15 protein-coding genes are annotated in these 15204 nt (G+C 71.3%); 5 read left to right on the top strand and 10 right to left on the bottom strand.

Annotated elements, in window-relative coordinates:
• Positions 1-12 precede the first annotated feature (12 nt).
• The 3 genes from ACYVK5_RS09470 to rlmB all read left to right on the top strand — a co-directional run bounded on the left by ACYVK5_RS09470 (position 13) and on the right by rlmB (position 3834).
• The gene (locus ACYVK5_RS09470; RefSeq protein WP_460704187.1) at positions 13-1287 is read left to right on the top strand and encodes a DUF4032 domain-containing protein; all 1275 of its coding nucleotides are present in this window, start codon (positions 13-15) and stop codon (positions 1285-1287) included.
• Positions 1288-1343: 56 nt separating this feature from the next.
• On the top strand, positions 1344-2783 hold the full coding sequence (gene cysS / locus ACYVK5_RS09465; protein ID WP_460704185.1) for a cysteine--tRNA ligase: 1440 nt from the start codon (positions 1344-1346) through the stop codon (positions 2781-2783).
• A 64-nt stretch (positions 2784-2847) separates the two neighbouring features.
• Positions 2848-3834, top strand: a complete 987-nt coding sequence (gene rlmB / locus ACYVK5_RS09460) for a 23S rRNA (guanosine(2251)-2'-O)-methyltransferase RlmB (protein ID WP_460704183.1) — start codon at positions 2848-2850, stop codon at positions 3832-3834.
• A gap of 86 nt (positions 3835-3920) precedes the next feature.
• Here the strand turns inward: rlmB and ACYVK5_RS09455 are convergent, their stop codons facing one another.
• The 7 genes from ACYVK5_RS09455 to ACYVK5_RS09425 form a co-directional block, all read right to left on the bottom strand.
• Positions 3921-5216: a low temperature requirement protein A gene (locus ACYVK5_RS09455; protein WP_460704181.1), complete on the bottom strand. Its 1296-nt coding sequence runs from the start codon at positions 5214-5216 to the stop codon at positions 3921-3923.
• 32 nt (positions 5217-5248) lie between these two features.
• Positions 5249-6568: a type III PLP-dependent enzyme domain-containing protein gene (locus ACYVK5_RS09450; protein WP_460704179.1), complete on the bottom strand. Its 1320-nt coding sequence runs from the start codon at positions 6566-6568 to the stop codon at positions 5249-5251.
• The gene (locus ACYVK5_RS09445) at positions 6568-7887 is read right to left on the bottom strand and encodes a D-arabinono-1,4-lactone oxidase (RefSeq protein ID WP_460704760.1); all 1320 of its coding nucleotides are present in this window, start codon (positions 7885-7887) and stop codon (positions 6568-6570) included. The genes ACYVK5_RS09450 and ACYVK5_RS09445 overlap by 1 nt, the downstream gene beginning before the upstream one ends.
• A gap of 189 nt (positions 7888-8076) precedes the next feature.
• Complete coding sequence (locus ACYVK5_RS09440) at positions 8077-8703, bottom strand: TetR/AcrR family transcriptional regulator (protein WP_460704176.1); 627 nt, start codon at positions 8701-8703, stop codon at positions 8077-8079.
• Positions 8700-9257 (bottom strand): 2-C-methyl-D-erythritol 2,4-cyclodiphosphate synthase, encoded by a 558-nt coding sequence (ispF, locus tag ACYVK5_RS09435; protein WP_460704174.1) that lies wholly within the window; start codon positions 9255-9257, stop codon positions 8700-8702. The genes ACYVK5_RS09440 and ispF overlap by 4 nt, the downstream gene beginning before the upstream one ends.
• Positions 9258-9272: 15 nt before the next feature.
• Positions 9273-9980: a 2-C-methyl-D-erythritol 4-phosphate cytidylyltransferase gene (gene ispD / locus ACYVK5_RS09430; RefSeq protein ID WP_460704172.1), complete on the bottom strand. Its 708-nt coding sequence runs from the start codon at positions 9978-9980 to the stop codon at positions 9273-9275.
• A gap of 31 nt (positions 9981-10011) precedes the next feature.
• Positions 10012-10494, bottom strand: coding sequence for a CarD family transcriptional regulator (locus ACYVK5_RS09425; RefSeq protein ID WP_192861750.1), 483 nt, complete (start codon positions 10492-10494; stop codon positions 10012-10014).
• Between the two features lie 389 nt (positions 10495-10883).
• On the opposite strand from ACYVK5_RS09425, the gene ACYVK5_RS09420 reads away from it, so the two are divergent.
• Positions 10884-11471 carry a hypothetical protein gene (locus tag ACYVK5_RS09420; RefSeq protein ID WP_460704170.1) on the top strand — a complete coding sequence of 196 codons (588 nt, stop codon included), beginning with the start codon at positions 10884-10886 and terminating at the stop codon, positions 11469-11471.
• 162 nt (positions 11472-11633) lie between these two features.
• Entirely contained in the window at positions 11634-12170 is a 537-nt protein-coding gene (locus ACYVK5_RS09415; RefSeq protein ID WP_460704168.1) for a septum formation family protein, read from the top strand.
• A 155-nt stretch (positions 12171-12325) separates the two neighbouring features.
• On the opposite strand, the gene pstB is transcribed toward ACYVK5_RS09415, so the two are convergent.
• The 3 genes from pstB to pstC are packed head-to-tail and all read right to left on the bottom strand — an operon-like array spanning position 12326 to position 15112.
• Positions 12326-13105: a phosphate ABC transporter ATP-binding protein PstB gene (gene pstB, locus ACYVK5_RS09410; protein ID WP_460704166.1), complete on the bottom strand. Its 780-nt coding sequence runs from the start codon at positions 13103-13105 to the stop codon at positions 12326-12328.
• Between the two features lie 46 nt (positions 13106-13151).
• On the bottom strand, positions 13152-14102 hold the full coding sequence (pstA, locus tag ACYVK5_RS09405; RefSeq protein WP_460704164.1) for a phosphate ABC transporter permease PstA: 951 nt from the start codon (positions 14100-14102) through the stop codon (positions 13152-13154).
• Positions 14102-15112: a phosphate ABC transporter permease subunit PstC gene (gene pstC, locus ACYVK5_RS09400; protein ID WP_460704162.1), complete on the bottom strand. Its 1011-nt coding sequence runs from the start codon at positions 15110-15112 to the stop codon at positions 14102-14104. Before pstC ends, pstA begins: the two co-directional genes overlap by 1 nt.
• Positions 15113-15204 lie beyond the last annotated feature (92 nt).

Raw genomic sequence — 15204 nt, 5'->3', positions numbered from 1 at the left:
GCGGGAGCCCTCATGACACACAACCTGCAGATCACCGCAGCGCGGCCCGACCCCGCGCTGCTCGACCTGCCCTGGGACACCCCGCTGGTCTCATGGCCCGAGGACGTCCTGGCGGCCCTTCCCCGCGGTATCTCCCGCCATGTGGTCCGGTTCGTGCGGCTCTCCGGGCGCGTGCTCGCCGTGAAGGAGATCGGCGAGTCCGTCGCCTACCGCGAGTACGAGCTGCTGCGCCGGCTGAACCGGCTGGACGTGCCGTCGGTGGTGCCCGTCGGGGTCATCACCGGGCGGCGTGCCGCGGACGGCGAACGGCTCGAGGCCGTCCTGGTCACCGAGCACCTGCAGTTCTCGCTGCCGTACCGCGCGCTGTTCAGCCAGGCGCTGCGGCCGGACACCGCCACCCGCCTCATCGACGCCCTCGCGGTGCTGCTCGTCCGCCTGCACCTGGTGGGCTTCTACTGGGGCGACGTGTCCTTGTCCAACACGCTCTTCCGGCGCGACGCCGAGACGTTCTCCGCCTACCTGGTCGACGCCGAGACCGGCGACCTGCACCGGCAGCTCACCCCGGGCCAGCGCAACTACGACATCGACCTGGCCCGCACCAACATCATCGGCGAGCTCATGGACCTGGCAGCAGGCGAGATGCTGCACGAGGAGGTCGACGAGATCGGCATCGGGGACGCCCTCGTCGAGCGGTACAACGAGCTGTGGGACGCGCTGACGGGCGCCGAGTACTTCGTCGCCGGCGACCGCTGGCGCGTCGACGCGCACATCGAGCGCCTCAACCGCCTCGGGTTCGACGTCGGCGAGCTGGAGATGACCACGGACATCGACGGCACCTCTGTGCGGATCCAGCCCAAGGTGGTCGACGCCGGCCACCACTCCAACCGGCTCTTCCGCCTCACGGGGCTCGACGTCCAGGAGAACCAGGCGCGCCGGTTGCTCAACGACCTCGACTCGTACGCCGCCGCGACCGGCCGGCAGAACGACGGCGAGCAGCTCGTGGCGCACGACTGGCTGCGCAAGGTCTTCGAGCCGACCGTGAACGCCGTCCCGCGTGAGCTGCGGCGCAAGCTGGAGCCCGCGCAGATCTTCCACGAGGTGCTGGACCACCGCTGGTACGCCTCCGAGCGCGCGGAACGTGACATCCCGCTCCCGGAGGCGGTCGCCTCCTACGTCGAGGACGTGCTGCGGTACCGCCCCGACGAGAAGGCCCTCCTCGGCCTTCCCCCGGGCGAACAGCCCGCGGAGGACGATCCGGAGTCGGACTACTTCCACCTGTCGACGTGACGTACGACTGTGGATAACCCGCCGCGCGCTGCGGGGCCCGCCGGTAGGCTGGTCAGGTGAACATTCGCCTGTACGACACCGCCACGCGGGAAGTGCGTGACTTCGACCCCGTCAACCCGGGTGAGGTCAGCATCTACCTGTGTGGTGCCACCGTGCAGAGCGCTCCGCACGTCGGCCACCTGCGCCCGGCCGTCGCGTTCGACGTGCTGCGCCGCTGGTTCACGCGCCAGGGCCTGAAGGTGACGTTCATCCGGAACGTCACCGACATCGACGACAAGATCCTCGCCAAGGCGGCCGCGGCCGGCGTCGAGTGGTGGGCGCACGCGGGCCGGTACGAGCGTGTCTTCACGCGCGCCTACGACGCGCTCGGCGTCCTGCCACCCACCTACGAGCCGCGGGCTACCGGGCACGTCCCCGAGATGATCGCCCTGATGCGGGACCTGATCGATGCCGGTCACGCGTACGCCACCACGGAGGGGAACGTCTGGTTCGACGTGCGTTCGTGGCCCGCCTACGGCGAGCTCACCCGGCAGAAGCTGGAGGATCTCGGCGTCGAGGACGACTGCGTGGCGCCTTCGGAGGCGGACGCCGTGGCCGCGCAGAAGCGAGACCCGCACGACTTCGCCCTGTGGAAGGCCCCGCGACCGGGCGAACCGGCCACGGCGGCCTGGGACACGCCCTGGGGCCTGGGCCGTCCCGGCTGGCACCTGGAGTGCTCCGCGATGGCGCGCCGATACCTGGGCACCGAGTTCGACATCCACGGCGGGGGTCTCGACCTGCGGTTCCCGCACCACGAGAACGAGCAGGCGCAGTCCCGCGCCGCCGGGGACGCCTTCGCGCGCTCGTGGATGCACGTCGCGTGGGTGACGCAGCGGGGCACGAAGATGTCCAAGTCGCTCGGCAACGGGCTGCTGGTGAGTGAGCTGCTGGACCAGGCCCCGACCGCCGTCGTGCGCTATGCGCTCGTGTCCGTGCAGTACCGTTCGATGCTTGAGTGGACGCCGGACACCCTGGACGAGGCACACACCACCTGGGACAGGCTGACGGGGTTCGTCACCAGGGCCACCGAGGCGGTGGGCTCCGTGCCCGCCGACGAGATCGCCAAGGCGGACGTCCCGGAGGACTTCGCCGCCGCCATGGACGACGATCTCAACACCCCGGCCGCGCTCGCCGTCGTGCACGAGCACCTGCGTGCCGGCAACAGCGCGCTCGCGTCCGGGGACGACGAGGCCGCCCGCACCGAGCTGGTGGCGATCCGTGCGATGCTGGACGTGCTCGGGCTCGACCCGGCGGATCCGCAGTGGGCCTCACCGGCCGGGGACCGGCACGCGACGGCGCTCGGCGCTCTCGTCACGGCCGAGCTGGAGGCACGCGTGGCAGCGCGTGCCGCGAAGGACTGGGCCACGGCGGATGCCATCCGGGACCGGCTCACGGCCGCCGGGATCGAGGTCCAGGACTCCGCCGACGGCGCCCGCTGGGCGCTGGCCGGGTCCTGACCCGACCGCCACCGGACGGAACTGGCCGTCGCAACCGCCGCGTAGCGGCCGGAAGGAACTCACCATGGCAGGAAACTCGGAGCGCCGCGGCGCGACGCGCAAGACCGGTACCAAGAAGGGGCCGCAGGTCGGCACGGGCGGCCACAGCCGCAGGGCGCTGCGCGGAAAGGGACCGACGCCCAAGGCGGAGGACCGTGTCTACCACCCCGCGCACCAGCGCAAGCTTGCGTCCGAGAGGCGCGCCGCCCGGCAGGAGCAGGGCGGGCCGGCGCGCGGACCCGCCGCGAAGACCCGGCGACGCGGCGACGCGACCGAGATCGTGGCGGGGCGCAACGCCGTGCTGGAGGCGCTGCGGGCCGGGATGCCGGTGACCTGCGTGTACATCGCGTCCCGCCTGGACTCGGACGACCGGACCGAGGAGATCCTGAAGCTGGCGGCAGCACGATCCCTGAAGTTCGTCGAGGGGTCCAAGCTGGAGCTCGACCGGCTGACGGACAACGCGGTGCACCAGGGCATCGCGATCCAGGTCCCGCCGTACCAGTACGCCGACGCCGACGACCTGCTCGACGCGGCGTCGGCCTCGGGGCAGCCCCCGCTCGTCGTGGCGCTCGACGGCGTGACCGACCCCCGCAATCTCGGCGCCGTGCTCCGGTCCGCCGGGGCGTTCGGGGCGCACGGTGTGCTGGTGCCGGAGCGGCGGGCGGCGGGCATGACGGCGTCGGCCTGGAAGGTCTCTGCCGGCGCGGCGGCGCGAGTCCCCGTCGCCCGGGCGACCAACCTGGCCCGGGAGCTCGAGTCGCTGAAGAAGGCCGGCTGCTTCGTGGTGGGCCTCGATGCCGACGGCGACACCGAGGTCGGCGACGTCGCCTTCGCGACCGACCCGCTGGTCCTGGTGGTGGGCTCGGAGGGCAAGGGCCTGTCCCGGCTGGTACGCGAGGCCTGCGACGCGGTGGCGTCCATCCCGATCGCGGCGACCACGGAGTCCCTGAACGCGGCGGTGGCGGGCGGCATCGCCCTCTACGAGGTGGCCCGGCAGCGGCGACAGGCCTGAGGAACTCGGGAGCGACACCGGCGGAGGGTCCGCCCCCCGCGTGGCGCGTGCGCGTGCCGCGCCCGACCCCGGGGCGCCACGGCGGACTAGGAGACGGCGTCGACCAACCGCGCCACGTGACGGTGTCCGACGGCCTCGTACCCGACCACGCTCACCGCGGGCGCCAGCATCACCAGCAGGAGGCACCACGCCATCCCCACCCCGGCGGCGGCCGCGACCACCGCGGCAGTCAGCAGTGCGGCGGCGCCCGCCACGAGCAGCACGTGCAGGCGGTCCGCGCTGCGGGTCACGGCCGTGAAGATCAGGTAGTCGGCCAGGATGAAGACCGCGACGGGCACCGCGACGGCCAGCACCGTCCCGGTCGCGTCCAGGTGCGACTCCCCCTCGAGGTAGTAGGCGGCGACGTGCAGTCCGGCACCCACCGCCGCGAGCGCCGCGTAGATGAAGATGTGCCCGTATCCCCAGACGAACGAGCGCTCCCGGTGTGCGCCGAGCATCGCGGCGGCCGGCGTCATCCAGTAGGTCCACCACAGGCCGAAGGTGAGCGCCATCCCGGCGAACGCGACGAGGGCCGCGTCCAGGGTCCAGCCCTGGTGTTCGACGACGGCGCTCAGCGAGGCCACCGTGCCGATGACGCCCTCGCCGAGGGTGATGATGGCGAGCAGCCCGTAGCGTTCCACGATGTGGTGCGCGTGCCACGGCGTACCGCGCCACGCCCCGCGATCGCGCGCGTCGCGGTCCTCGGCCCCGCCCTGCTGCGCGACGGTGGCGGGAACCACCCGCTCGGCGATCCACGGCCCGGCCATCTCGACGGCCACGAGCACGGCGCCGATCGCGAAGAACGCCGCCGCTCCGGTGGGTGCGACGGCGAGGGCGATCCAGCCGATCTGGCTGACCAGGAGCGTCCACACATACCCGAGGCAGGCCGGCCGGTGCTCGGGCGCCTGCCGTGCGGCGCGCAGCCACTGCACGAGCATCGCCAGGCGCATGACGACGTAGCCGGCCACCATGACCTCGTTGTGCAGCAGCCCGCCCGCGTCGAGGCTGTGGAACATCTCCGGCAGGCCGAGGGCCAGTATCACGACACCGGTCATCTGCACCATCGTGGTGACGCGGTAGAACCAGTCGTCGGTGTCGAAGGCGGAGGCGAACCAGGTGAAGTTGATCCAGGCCCAGCACACCGCGAACGTCGCGAAGGCGAACCCGATCACCGCCGGGCCCGTGTGTCCTTCCGCGAGGAGGTGTGCCGCCTGCTCGCCGGCGACCCCGAAACCGATGACGAACGCCAGGTCGAACAGCAGCTCCAGCGGGGTGGCCGCGCGATGGGGCTCGTGGGGGTCACGTCCCCGCATGGGTCGCACCCGGTGATGTAGCTGAGACATGCCCCCATCCTGCCCGAAGCCACCGGGACCGGTCAGCCGAAGTTCTTGCCCTCGCCCCGGTACGTGGGGACGGTCGCGACGATCCCGTCGCCACGGACCAGGTGGACCTCGTCGAACCGCTCCATGAGCTCGCCGGCCTTGGCGTGGCGGAACCAGGCGCGGTCCCCGACGCGCAGCGCCTCCTGCCTGCCGGGGCCGCCGCGGCGGCGCGACCGCAGCGGCGTCTGGACCTCGCCGGCGCCCTCCGATCCGGTGAGCTGCCAGCCGGGTGTCACGACGCGCGGCAGCCGCGAGGTCGCGGCGGGTCCGGACGCGATATAGCCGCCGGAGAACGCGGTCACCCAGCCGGGTGCGGGCTCCCGGACGACGTCGAGCCCGAAGAACGCGGCGGGCCGCGGCCGGAATGCGCGGTAGCCGTCGAACAGGCCGGGCGTGTACAGGCCCGAGCCGGCGGTCACCTCGGTGACGCCGGGTGCGGCCGCGGACGTCTCCAGCGATCCCGTTCCCCCGGAGTTCACCAGTTCGAGGTCGTGCCCGACGGCGTCCCGCGCGGCCGCGACGAGCTCGGGCCGACGGCGGTCGAGGTCCCGCACCGAGAGCCGCTTCACGAGGCGCACGGCCGGGCTCGAGTCGGGCAGCCCGGCGACCTGCGCCTCGTAGAACATCAGGCCGCGCAGGCGCACGCCCCGGGTGCGGGCGACGCGGGAGGCGAGCCGGCCGACGTCGTCGGGGGTCCGCAGCGGCGAGCGGCGGACGCCGAGGTGGGCCGAGCCGAGCCGGAGGCTCGCGTCGACGTCGAGACAGACCTGCAGGGACGGGATCTCCTCCCGGGGGGTTCCCGGGGCCTCGGGCATCAGCGTGCCGGTCCCGCCCGGGGTGTCCGCGCTCTCGGCGCCGGGCCCGCCGGCGTTCCCGGCACCGACGGTGGCGACCGTGGCGACGGCTCCGGCGGCGGCCCTCGCCGCGTCGACCGCCTCCGCGATCAGGTCGAGGTGCAGCGGCGAGTCGATCATCAGTGTCACCGCGCGCCGTGCCACGAGATCCGCGGCGAGCTCGGCGAGCGCGGTCCGGTCGACGCTCGGGTAGCCGACCAGCACGTCGTCGAACCCCTGGGAGGCGAGCCACCGGGCCTCGCGCGGCGAGTAGGCCATGACGCCGGAGAATCCCGCGCCGAGCGCCCTGTCGACCAGGGCCCGGACGCGGACGGACTTGCTGGCCAACCGGACGGGCATGCCGCCGGCACGGGACAGCAGGTCGCGGGCGTTGGCGTCGAACCGGTCGAGGTCGACGACGGCGACCGGGGCCGGCAGGTGTGCGGTGGCGGCCTCCAGGCGTGCCGTCAGGGAACTCATCAGCCCAGCACCTTCCGGGTGTAGCGGTTGTGGAACACGCCCTCCGGGTCGTGCTCGAGGCGCACCCGCGCGGCGTCGTCGAACCGGGGATAGAGCGGGGCGAGGTCGTCCGAGTCGCGGGTGTGTAGCTTGCCCCAGTGCGGGCGCCCGCCCGCGGTCACGAAGATCCGCTCGGCGGCCTCGAAGTACCGGGAGTAGGGCAGGCGCCAGTACTGGTGGACGGCGACGTAGGCGGTCTCGCGGCCGTGGGCGGTGGAGAGCCAGACGTCGTCGGGCGCGGCGAACCGCACCTCGATCGGGAACGGCACGTTCTCCCCGGACGTGCGCAGCCAGTCGTCCACCTCGGTGATGACGTCCCGCACGCTCTCGCGCGGGATCGCGTACTCCATCTCGCGGAACCGCACCCGCCGCCGCGTGCAGAACACCTGGTACGACGGCGCCTGGTAGGTGCGCGCCGACAGCGCGCGGGCGGAGACCGCGTTGAGCCGCGGTGTCAGCCCGCCGAACGCCGTGGCGACCCGGTTGACCATCTCGAACGCGCCGTTCGACAGCAGTTCCTCGTCCAGGAACGACCGTGCCGCGCGGCCGGCCCGGGCGAGCCTGCCGACCGTCGCCGGCTCGACGCGGGTGTTCCGCAGGGTCAGCGCTCGTCCGGTGACGGGGAAGAAGTAGAGCTCGAAGTGGTCGCTCGTCGCGACGACGCCGTCGGGCCCGTCGAGCGACTCCAGCGCCTCGGCCAGCGGTACGGGCCGTTCCTCGGCACGCAGGTCGTAGGCGGGCACGACCTCCAGCGTCACGGCGCTGAGCACGCCCGTGGTGCCCAGACCGAGGCGCGACGCCTCGAAGAGCGGGTCGCCGGGGCCGACATCGTGCACGGCGCCGTCCACGCCGACCACCCGGAGGCCACGCACCTGGGTCGGGAGCCCGCCGAGGCGGGCGCCGGTGCCGTGCGTACCCGTGGAGATCGCACCCGCGATGGACTGGCGGTCGATGTCGCCGAGGTTGCGCATCGCGAGCCCGCGTTCGGCGAGCAGGCGGTTGAGCTGGTGCAGCCGCACGCCGGCGCCGACGGTGACCAGGGTGTTCCCGGTCTCGGGAACACGCTCCACGCGTTCGAGGCCGCTGACGTGGTCGAGATTCAGCAGCACGCCCGACGTCGTCGCGGCGGGCGTGAACGAGTGACCGCCGCCGGCCGCCCGGACGGAGCGGCCGTCGGCGGCCGCCCGGGCGACCACCTCGGCGAGCTCGGCCTCGGACCGGGGCTCGGCCCGGCCGACCGGGCTGCACGTCGCGGTGCGGGCCCAGTTGCTCCAGGTCAACGGCTGGGATGTGGGGGCGCGGTGAACGACATCGGACACTGGGGCACTATCCCACGGCTCCGGCGCCGCGAACAGGGCCGGGCTCGAGTTCACGGCCCCTCGCGGACTCGGCGCGAACTCGTCGAGTGCTCCTGCCCTGCTCTCCCTGACGATCGGACGGCCGGCTCGCCTACGATCGGACGCCGGCGTTCACTTCCGGTCGAACGCGGGAACCAGGTAGCGGAGCACCAGGCGCCCCAGCTCGTCGAAGGCCTTCTGGGCCGCCTCGTCGTCCCGGTCGACGAGCCATCCGATCTCGATCCCGTCGATCTGCTGCGCGGCGAAGCGCGCCAGGAAGTCCACGTCCACCGAGAACCGGGCGCCGCCGCGGTCGGCGAGCTTGTTCAGGTACTCCTTGGTGAACCGATAGCTCTGGTCCAGGTGCGCCTGCGCCACTTCGCGCAGCACGCGGGAGCGGACCCCGGCCAGCGCGAACTCGAAGGTCAGGAGGCGCATGTGCTGGTTCTGCTTGAGGCCGTCGAGCATTGACTGCGCGGACGCCGAGACCAGTGCCTCCGGGTCGTGTCCCTGGTCGAGCGCGGCGAGCGCGGGCTCCGAGGCCGTCAGGGCGATCGCGCGCCCCATCGCCCGCAGCATGTCGGCCTTGTCCTCGAAGCAGTAGTGCACGGTGCCGAGCGAGATCTCGGCCTCCTGCGCCACCGCGCGTACCGAGACCGCTTCCACACCCTCACGAAGCGCGACGCGCAGCCCGGCCTCGACAATCTCCTGGCGACGTTCCTCGAGTGTCTTGCGCCTGCTCACACGCGCTTCGGTCATGAGATCTCCCCGTGCGGCATCGCCGCGTCCGACGCAGAAGGTGTGGACGGCGCGGTGAACACCAGCGCCGTGGCGATCGCCGCGACGCCCTCGCCACGACCCGTGAGGCCGAGCCCGTCGGTGGTCGTCGCGGAAACGTTCACGGGCGCACCCGCGGCGCCGCCGAGCGCGGCCGCTGCCTCCGCGCGACGCGGACCGATCTTCGGACGATTCCCGATCACCTGAACAGACACATTCCCTATGGTGAACCCTGCGGCGCGAACTCGCCTAGCGGCTTCGGCCAGCAGTTTCGTCCCGGGCGCGCCGGACCATTCCGGCTCGGCCGTACCGAAGTTGGTCCCGAGATCACCGATCCCCGCCGCCGAGAGCAGCGCGTCGGCCGCGGCGTGGGCGGCGACGTCCGCGTCGGAGTGCCCGGCCAGGCCTCGCTCCCCGGGCCAGTGCAGGCCGCCGAGCCACAGTTCCCGGTCGCTGCCTTCCCCGGCGAAGGCGTGCACGTCCGTTCCGATACCGATGTGCGGCACGGGGCACGAAGGTGCGAGTTCGACGTCCAAGCCTGATCCTCCCACTCAGTCCGTCAGCTCGAGGGCTGCGATGCGCAGGTCGCGCTCCGTCGTGATCTTGGCTGCTGCGGCGTCGCCTCGCACGATGTGCACCGGCTCGCCGAGAGCTTCGACGAGCCCGGCATCGTCCGTCGCGGCGGCGGCCTCGGAACCCGACCGGTCCTGACCTGCCTTGTGCGCGCGTTCCAGCAGCTCCCGCGTGAAGCCCTGGGGCGTCTGCACGGCTCGCAACCACGCACGGTCCGGAGTACCGATCACGAGTTCGGCGTCGTCGCCGGGAACCACCTGCTTGACGGTATCTGTGACGGGAAGCCCGGGGACGACGGCGTCGTGGCCCGCCCGGACGGCGGCGACGACCCGCCGGACCAGGTCCGCGGGAACGAGAGGACGGGCGGCATCGTGCACGAGCACGACATCGTGACTCGTACCGGCCGCGGCAAGGCCGGCGGCGACGGACGCCTGGCGCGTCGCGCCGCCGTCGACCACCGTGACGGGGACCGTCATATACGCATCGGTGGTGAGAAGTTCGTCGACGACGTCCCGCAAGCCGTCGGGCGCGGTGACGACGAGGGCGTCGACCACGCCGGACCCGACGAGTCGGCGCGCGGCATGCAGGACGAGCGGGAAACCGCCGAGATCGACGAGTGCCTTGGGCAAGTCACGCCCGAGACGTGCGCCGGATCCGGCGGCGGTGAGGATCGCGAGCGTGGTCATGTGAGGACCCCGCCGACAGGGTCGAAGGTGATCAGCCGGCGAGGACCTCGTCGAGGATGGCCTCGGCCTTCTCCTCCTCGGTCTTCTCCGCGAGCGCGAGCTCGGAGATCAGGATCTGACGGGCCTTGGCCAGCATGCGCTTCTCGCCCGCGGAGAGTCCGCGGTCGGCATCGCGGCGGGAAAGATCCCGCACGACCTCGGCGACCTTGATCACGTCACCGGACGCCAGCTTCTCGAGGTTCGCCTTGTACCGGCGCGACCAGTTGGTGGGCTCTTCCGTGTACGGCGCACGCAGCACCTCGAAGACTCGCTCGAGGCCCTCCTGGCCGACGACATCGCGCACCCCGACGAGGTCGACGTTTTCCGCCGGGACCTCGATCGTCAGATCACCCTGGGCGACCTTGAGCTTGAGGTACATCTTCTCCTCGCCCCGGATCTTGCGGGTCTTGACCTCCTCGATCAGCGCCGCGCCGTGGTGCGGGTAGACAACAGTCTCGCCTACTGTGAACGTCATCTGCAGATGTCCCCTTTCCAGGACACAAGGTTACCACGTTGCGGTCCCCGATTTTCTTGACCCGACCCGGTTCGGAAGCTGCTCTGACATTGACGTCATCGCAGGTCAGATGCCACATTTTCGCGGGCCGGGCGCGAGCTCGCGGCGTTGGGCGAGATCGTTCATATCGATCCGATCACCCACTCTTGACCCAATTTTTGATTCGTACAGAATGGCGGCCGCCCAATTCTCTCCACGAGTGGCCGTGCGGAGTCGCCGTCGTCGTCCGCGTGGCGGGTGACACACACCACGAACCGACCTGCCGCGGGCGGCTCCCCGCGACGCACCGTCGCGGTCCCGGGCCATTAGGATGTTGCCCGATCACCGCCTTGACCTCCAGGGAGTAGACCGTGTCCCGTCGCACCACCGCCCACCGACGCGCCCGCACCGTCGCGGTCGCGGCCGTCACCGCGGCGGGTGCCGCCTTCCTGTCGGCATGCGCCCCCACCACCACCGCGCTCAACTACTCGCCGTCCGACGGCGTCATGGTGTCCGTGGGTGCGCAGGAGGTCGGCGAGTTCACCGACCTGCGAGGGCTCAATCTCATGGTGGTGGCCGCGGAGGAAGGTGCGGCCGGCACCCTGCTCGGCGCGCTCGCCAACGACACGCAGGAGAGCGCGACGTTCACGCTCGCCCCGGAGGGAGCCACGCCGGTCACCTTCGAGGTCGGGGCGGGCGACACCCTCTACATCGGCGGCGAGAGCGGCGAGACGGTCCTGCTCGACGTCGTCTCCGCCGGACCGGGCTCCAGCGTCCCCTCGACCCTCGAGGCCGGCGGCGAGTCCCGGACCTTCGACCTGCCGGTGCTCAACGGCGAACTCCCCGAGTACGCGGACTACGTGCCGGAGCCGTCGCCGACGGCTTCCCCGTCTCCGCAGGCCTCCGCGTCGCCGGAGACGTCCCCGTCACCGGTGAGCTCCCCGACGCCGGACGAGTAGGCCGCGTGCGGACGTCGCCCACGCGGACGTCGCAGCGCATCGGACACGCACATCGATTTTGCTCGCTCTCGACATCTCCGGTCGATAGGGTCTTGTCAGGCGACCTGTCCAGGCTCACCCACCCCGCCGACGCGGAGTGACCCCCCGAAAGGCTCGAACGTCTTGCTTCTGCGCACCAAGTCCCCCGCCGCTCGCCGTGTTCGCGGCGTCACCGCCGTCGTCGGCGCCGCTCTCGCCGTTGGTCTCTTCTCGGGGTGCTCGGCGATCGACGACTTCCTGGAGGGGAGTGCCGACGAGGCCCCCCGTGACGAGAACGGCGAGATCATCGAGGAGGCCGACGCCGGCGCGATGACCGTGGAGATCGGGGACTGCCTCGACATCGCCGAACTCGAGAACCAGGCCACGTTCACGGACCTGCCCGTCATGCCGTGCGACCAGGAGCACACCGGCGAGATCTACGCCGAGAAGGACCTGGCGAACGGCGCGTACCCCGGTGAGGACGACGTCACCGAGGAGGCCGACACGTTCTGCGAGGGCGAGTTCGAGAACTTCGTCGGCGTGCCGTACTCGGAGTCCGAGCTGTACTTCTGGTCGTTCTACCCGACCAAGGAGAGCTGGCGGCAGGACGACCGCACCATCCAGTGCGTCCTGGAGTCCGAGGAGCCGGTGACGGAGTCGCTGGAGGGCGCCGAGCGGTAGCGCCCGAAGGCCCCCGGGGATCGAGGATCCCTGGGGGCCTTCCGCACGTTCACGCCCACCGAACCGGTCCCGGGCCGCCGGAAGCGTAGCGACGGCGCCCGCAGGCGAGGAACGAGCCGAGGACGACGGAGCCCGGCGGCTCCGGAAGACACAGGTCAGCCGAAGCGGCCCGAGACGTAGTCCTCGGTGGCCTGTTCCGACGGGGAGCTGAAGATCGTCGCCGTCTCGTTCATCTCGATGAGCTTGCCGGGCTTGCCGGTGCCGGCGATGTTGAAGAACGCCGTCCGGTCGCTCACGCGGGCGGCCTGCTGCATGTTGTGCGTGACGATGACGATCGTGTAGTCCTTCTTCAGCTCCTGGATCAGGTCCTCGATCGCCAGGGTGGAGATCGGGTCCAGGGCCGAGCACGGCTCGTCCATGAGGACCACCTGCGGCTTCACCGCGATGGTCCGGGCGATGCACAGGCGCTGCTGCTGACCGCCGGACAGGCCGGAACCGGGCTTCTCGAGGCGGTCCTTGACCTCGTTCCAGAGGTTCGCGCCCCGGAGGGACGACTCCACCAGGTCGTCGGCGTCGGCCTTGGAGATCCTGCGGTTGTTCAGCTTGACGCCGGCCAGGACGTTGTCCCGGATCGACATCGTGGGGAACGGGTTCGGCCGCTGGAACACCATCCCGATGTTGCGGCGCACCGCCACCGGGTCGACGTCCGGCCCGTACAGGTCGACGCCTTCGAGCTCCACACTGCCGTCCACGTACGCGCCGGGGATGACCTCGTGCATGCGGTTGAGCGCGCGGATGAAGGTCGACTTGCCGCAGCCGGACGGCCCGATGAAGGCCGTCACGGAGCGCGGCTCGATGCTCATCGAGACGCCTTCGACCGCGAGGAATTCGCTGTAGTAGATGTTGACGTCCTTGACGTCGATGCGCTGGGCCATGGAAAGGATCCTTCGTGTTGCGCTGGGCGAGGTGAGGTCCTGCGCGTCAGCGCAGCTTCGGGGCGAACCACCGGTTGACGAGGCGGCCCGTGATGTTGAGGAGCATGACGATCGCGATGAGTGCCAGAGCGGCGCCCCAGGCGTTCTGGAACCCGATGTCGACGATGCAGTCGATGTCGTCCGGCTGGCACGTGGCGTAGCCCGCGTAGTACTGGCGGTACGCGAAAACGGGCAGCGTCATCATGCGCCCGTCGAAGGCGTCGAAGTTGATCGAGTCGGTCACACCCACCGCGACGAGAAGCGGTGCGGTCTCACCGATGACGCGCGCGATGGCGAGCAGGACGCCCGTGGTCAGGCCTGCGACCGAGGTCCGCAGCACGACGCGGACGATGGTCAGCCACTTGGGCACGCCGAGCGCGTACGACGCCTCGCGGAGCTCGTTCGGGACGAGCTTGAGCATCTCCTCGCCGGATCGCACCACGACCGGGATCATCAGGACCGAGAGCGCGACGGCGCCCATGAACCCGAAACGAGCGGCCGGCCCGAAGATCAGCGTGAACAGCGCCACGACGAACAGACCCGCCACGATCGACGGGATGCCGGTCATCACGTCCACGAAGAACGTCACGGCCCGGGCGAGCAGCCCCCGCCCGTACTCGACCAGGTAGATGGCGGTCATCAGCCCGATCGGCACCGAGATCGCGATCGCCCAGCCGGTGATGATCAGCGTGCCCATGATGGCGTGATAGATGCCGCCGTCGGGGTTGCCGCCGAAGATCCCGCGCATCGACAGCGAGAGGAAGTCGACGCTCATCCGGCCGGCGCCGCGGCTGGCGACCGTCCACAACAGCGACACGAGGGGGGCCATCGCCAGGAGGAAACAGAACCAGATGACGCCGGTCATGAGCCGGTCGGTGGCCTTGCGGCGCGGCTCGGCCGAGGTCAGGAGCTGGCGGGTGCGCTCGGTGGCGTCCGCGGCAGGAGTGGCTGTACTCATCAGTTCGCTCCCGAGAATTCCTTGCGGCGCGCGATGATCCATCGCGCGAACATGTTCACGGCCAGGGTGATCACGAACAGGGCGAGGCCGGTCGCGATCAGGGCGTTCACGGCAAGGCCGGACGCCTCAGGGAAGTCGAGGGCGATGTACGCGGCGATCGTCTGGTGCTTCGCTGCCTCGAGGAGGTGGAAGGAGTACGTGAAGCCCGGCGAGAGGATCATCAGCACGGCCATCGTCTCGCCGAGCGCCCGCCCGAGGCCCAGCATGGCCGCCGACATCACGCCCGAGCGCCCGAACGGCAGGACGGCGACACGCACCATCTCCCAGCGGGTGGCGCCGAGCGCCAGGGCCGCTTCCTCGTGCAGCTTGGGGGTCTGCAGGAAGACCTCGCGCGAGACCGCCGTGATGATGGGCAGGATCATGACCGCCAGCACCACGCCGACGGTCGCGATCGACTTCGACGTGGTCGATACCTCGCCGGCGAACAGCGGGAACCAGCCGAGATACGTGTTGAGCCAGTTCCAGACCGGCAACAGCGCGGGCGCGAGGATCAGGAAGCCCCAGAGGCCGTAGATGACGGACGGGATGGCGGCCAGCAGGTCGACGAGATAGCCGAGGATCTGCGCCAGGCGGCGGGGCGCGTAGTGCGAGATGAACAGCGCGATGCCCATCCCCACCGGCGTCGCGAGCACCAGGGCCACCACCGCGGCGAGCAGCGTGCCGAAGACGAGCGGCCCCACGTACTCGACGAACGAGGTGTCGTCCGGGTATCGCGGCACGGCCTCGGCGAGCTCCGCCGGACCGGCGGTCAGGGCCGGCCACGCGCGGAAGAGCAGGAACAGCGCAACGGCCGCCAGCACCGCGAGGATCGTTGCGCCCGCACCGATCGCGATCCAGCGGAACACGCGGCTGAAGCCGCGTTCCGTATCGCCGGTGCTGCGGCGGCGCGTCGCGCGGGGACGAGGTGGCGGGGTCACCTCGTCGACGGGCGGACTATCGGTGGTCGTCACTCTCGCTCCTCAGGGGGTGCGCTCTTGCGTGAGGTCAAGTATTCACGACTGCGCCGGTGGCCGGCCCGGGCCCGCCAGACGGCGGCCCGGAC

Source organism: Myceligenerans halotolerans (assembly GCF_054782975.1).
This window is presented reverse-complemented; position numbering and strand designations above follow the sequence as displayed.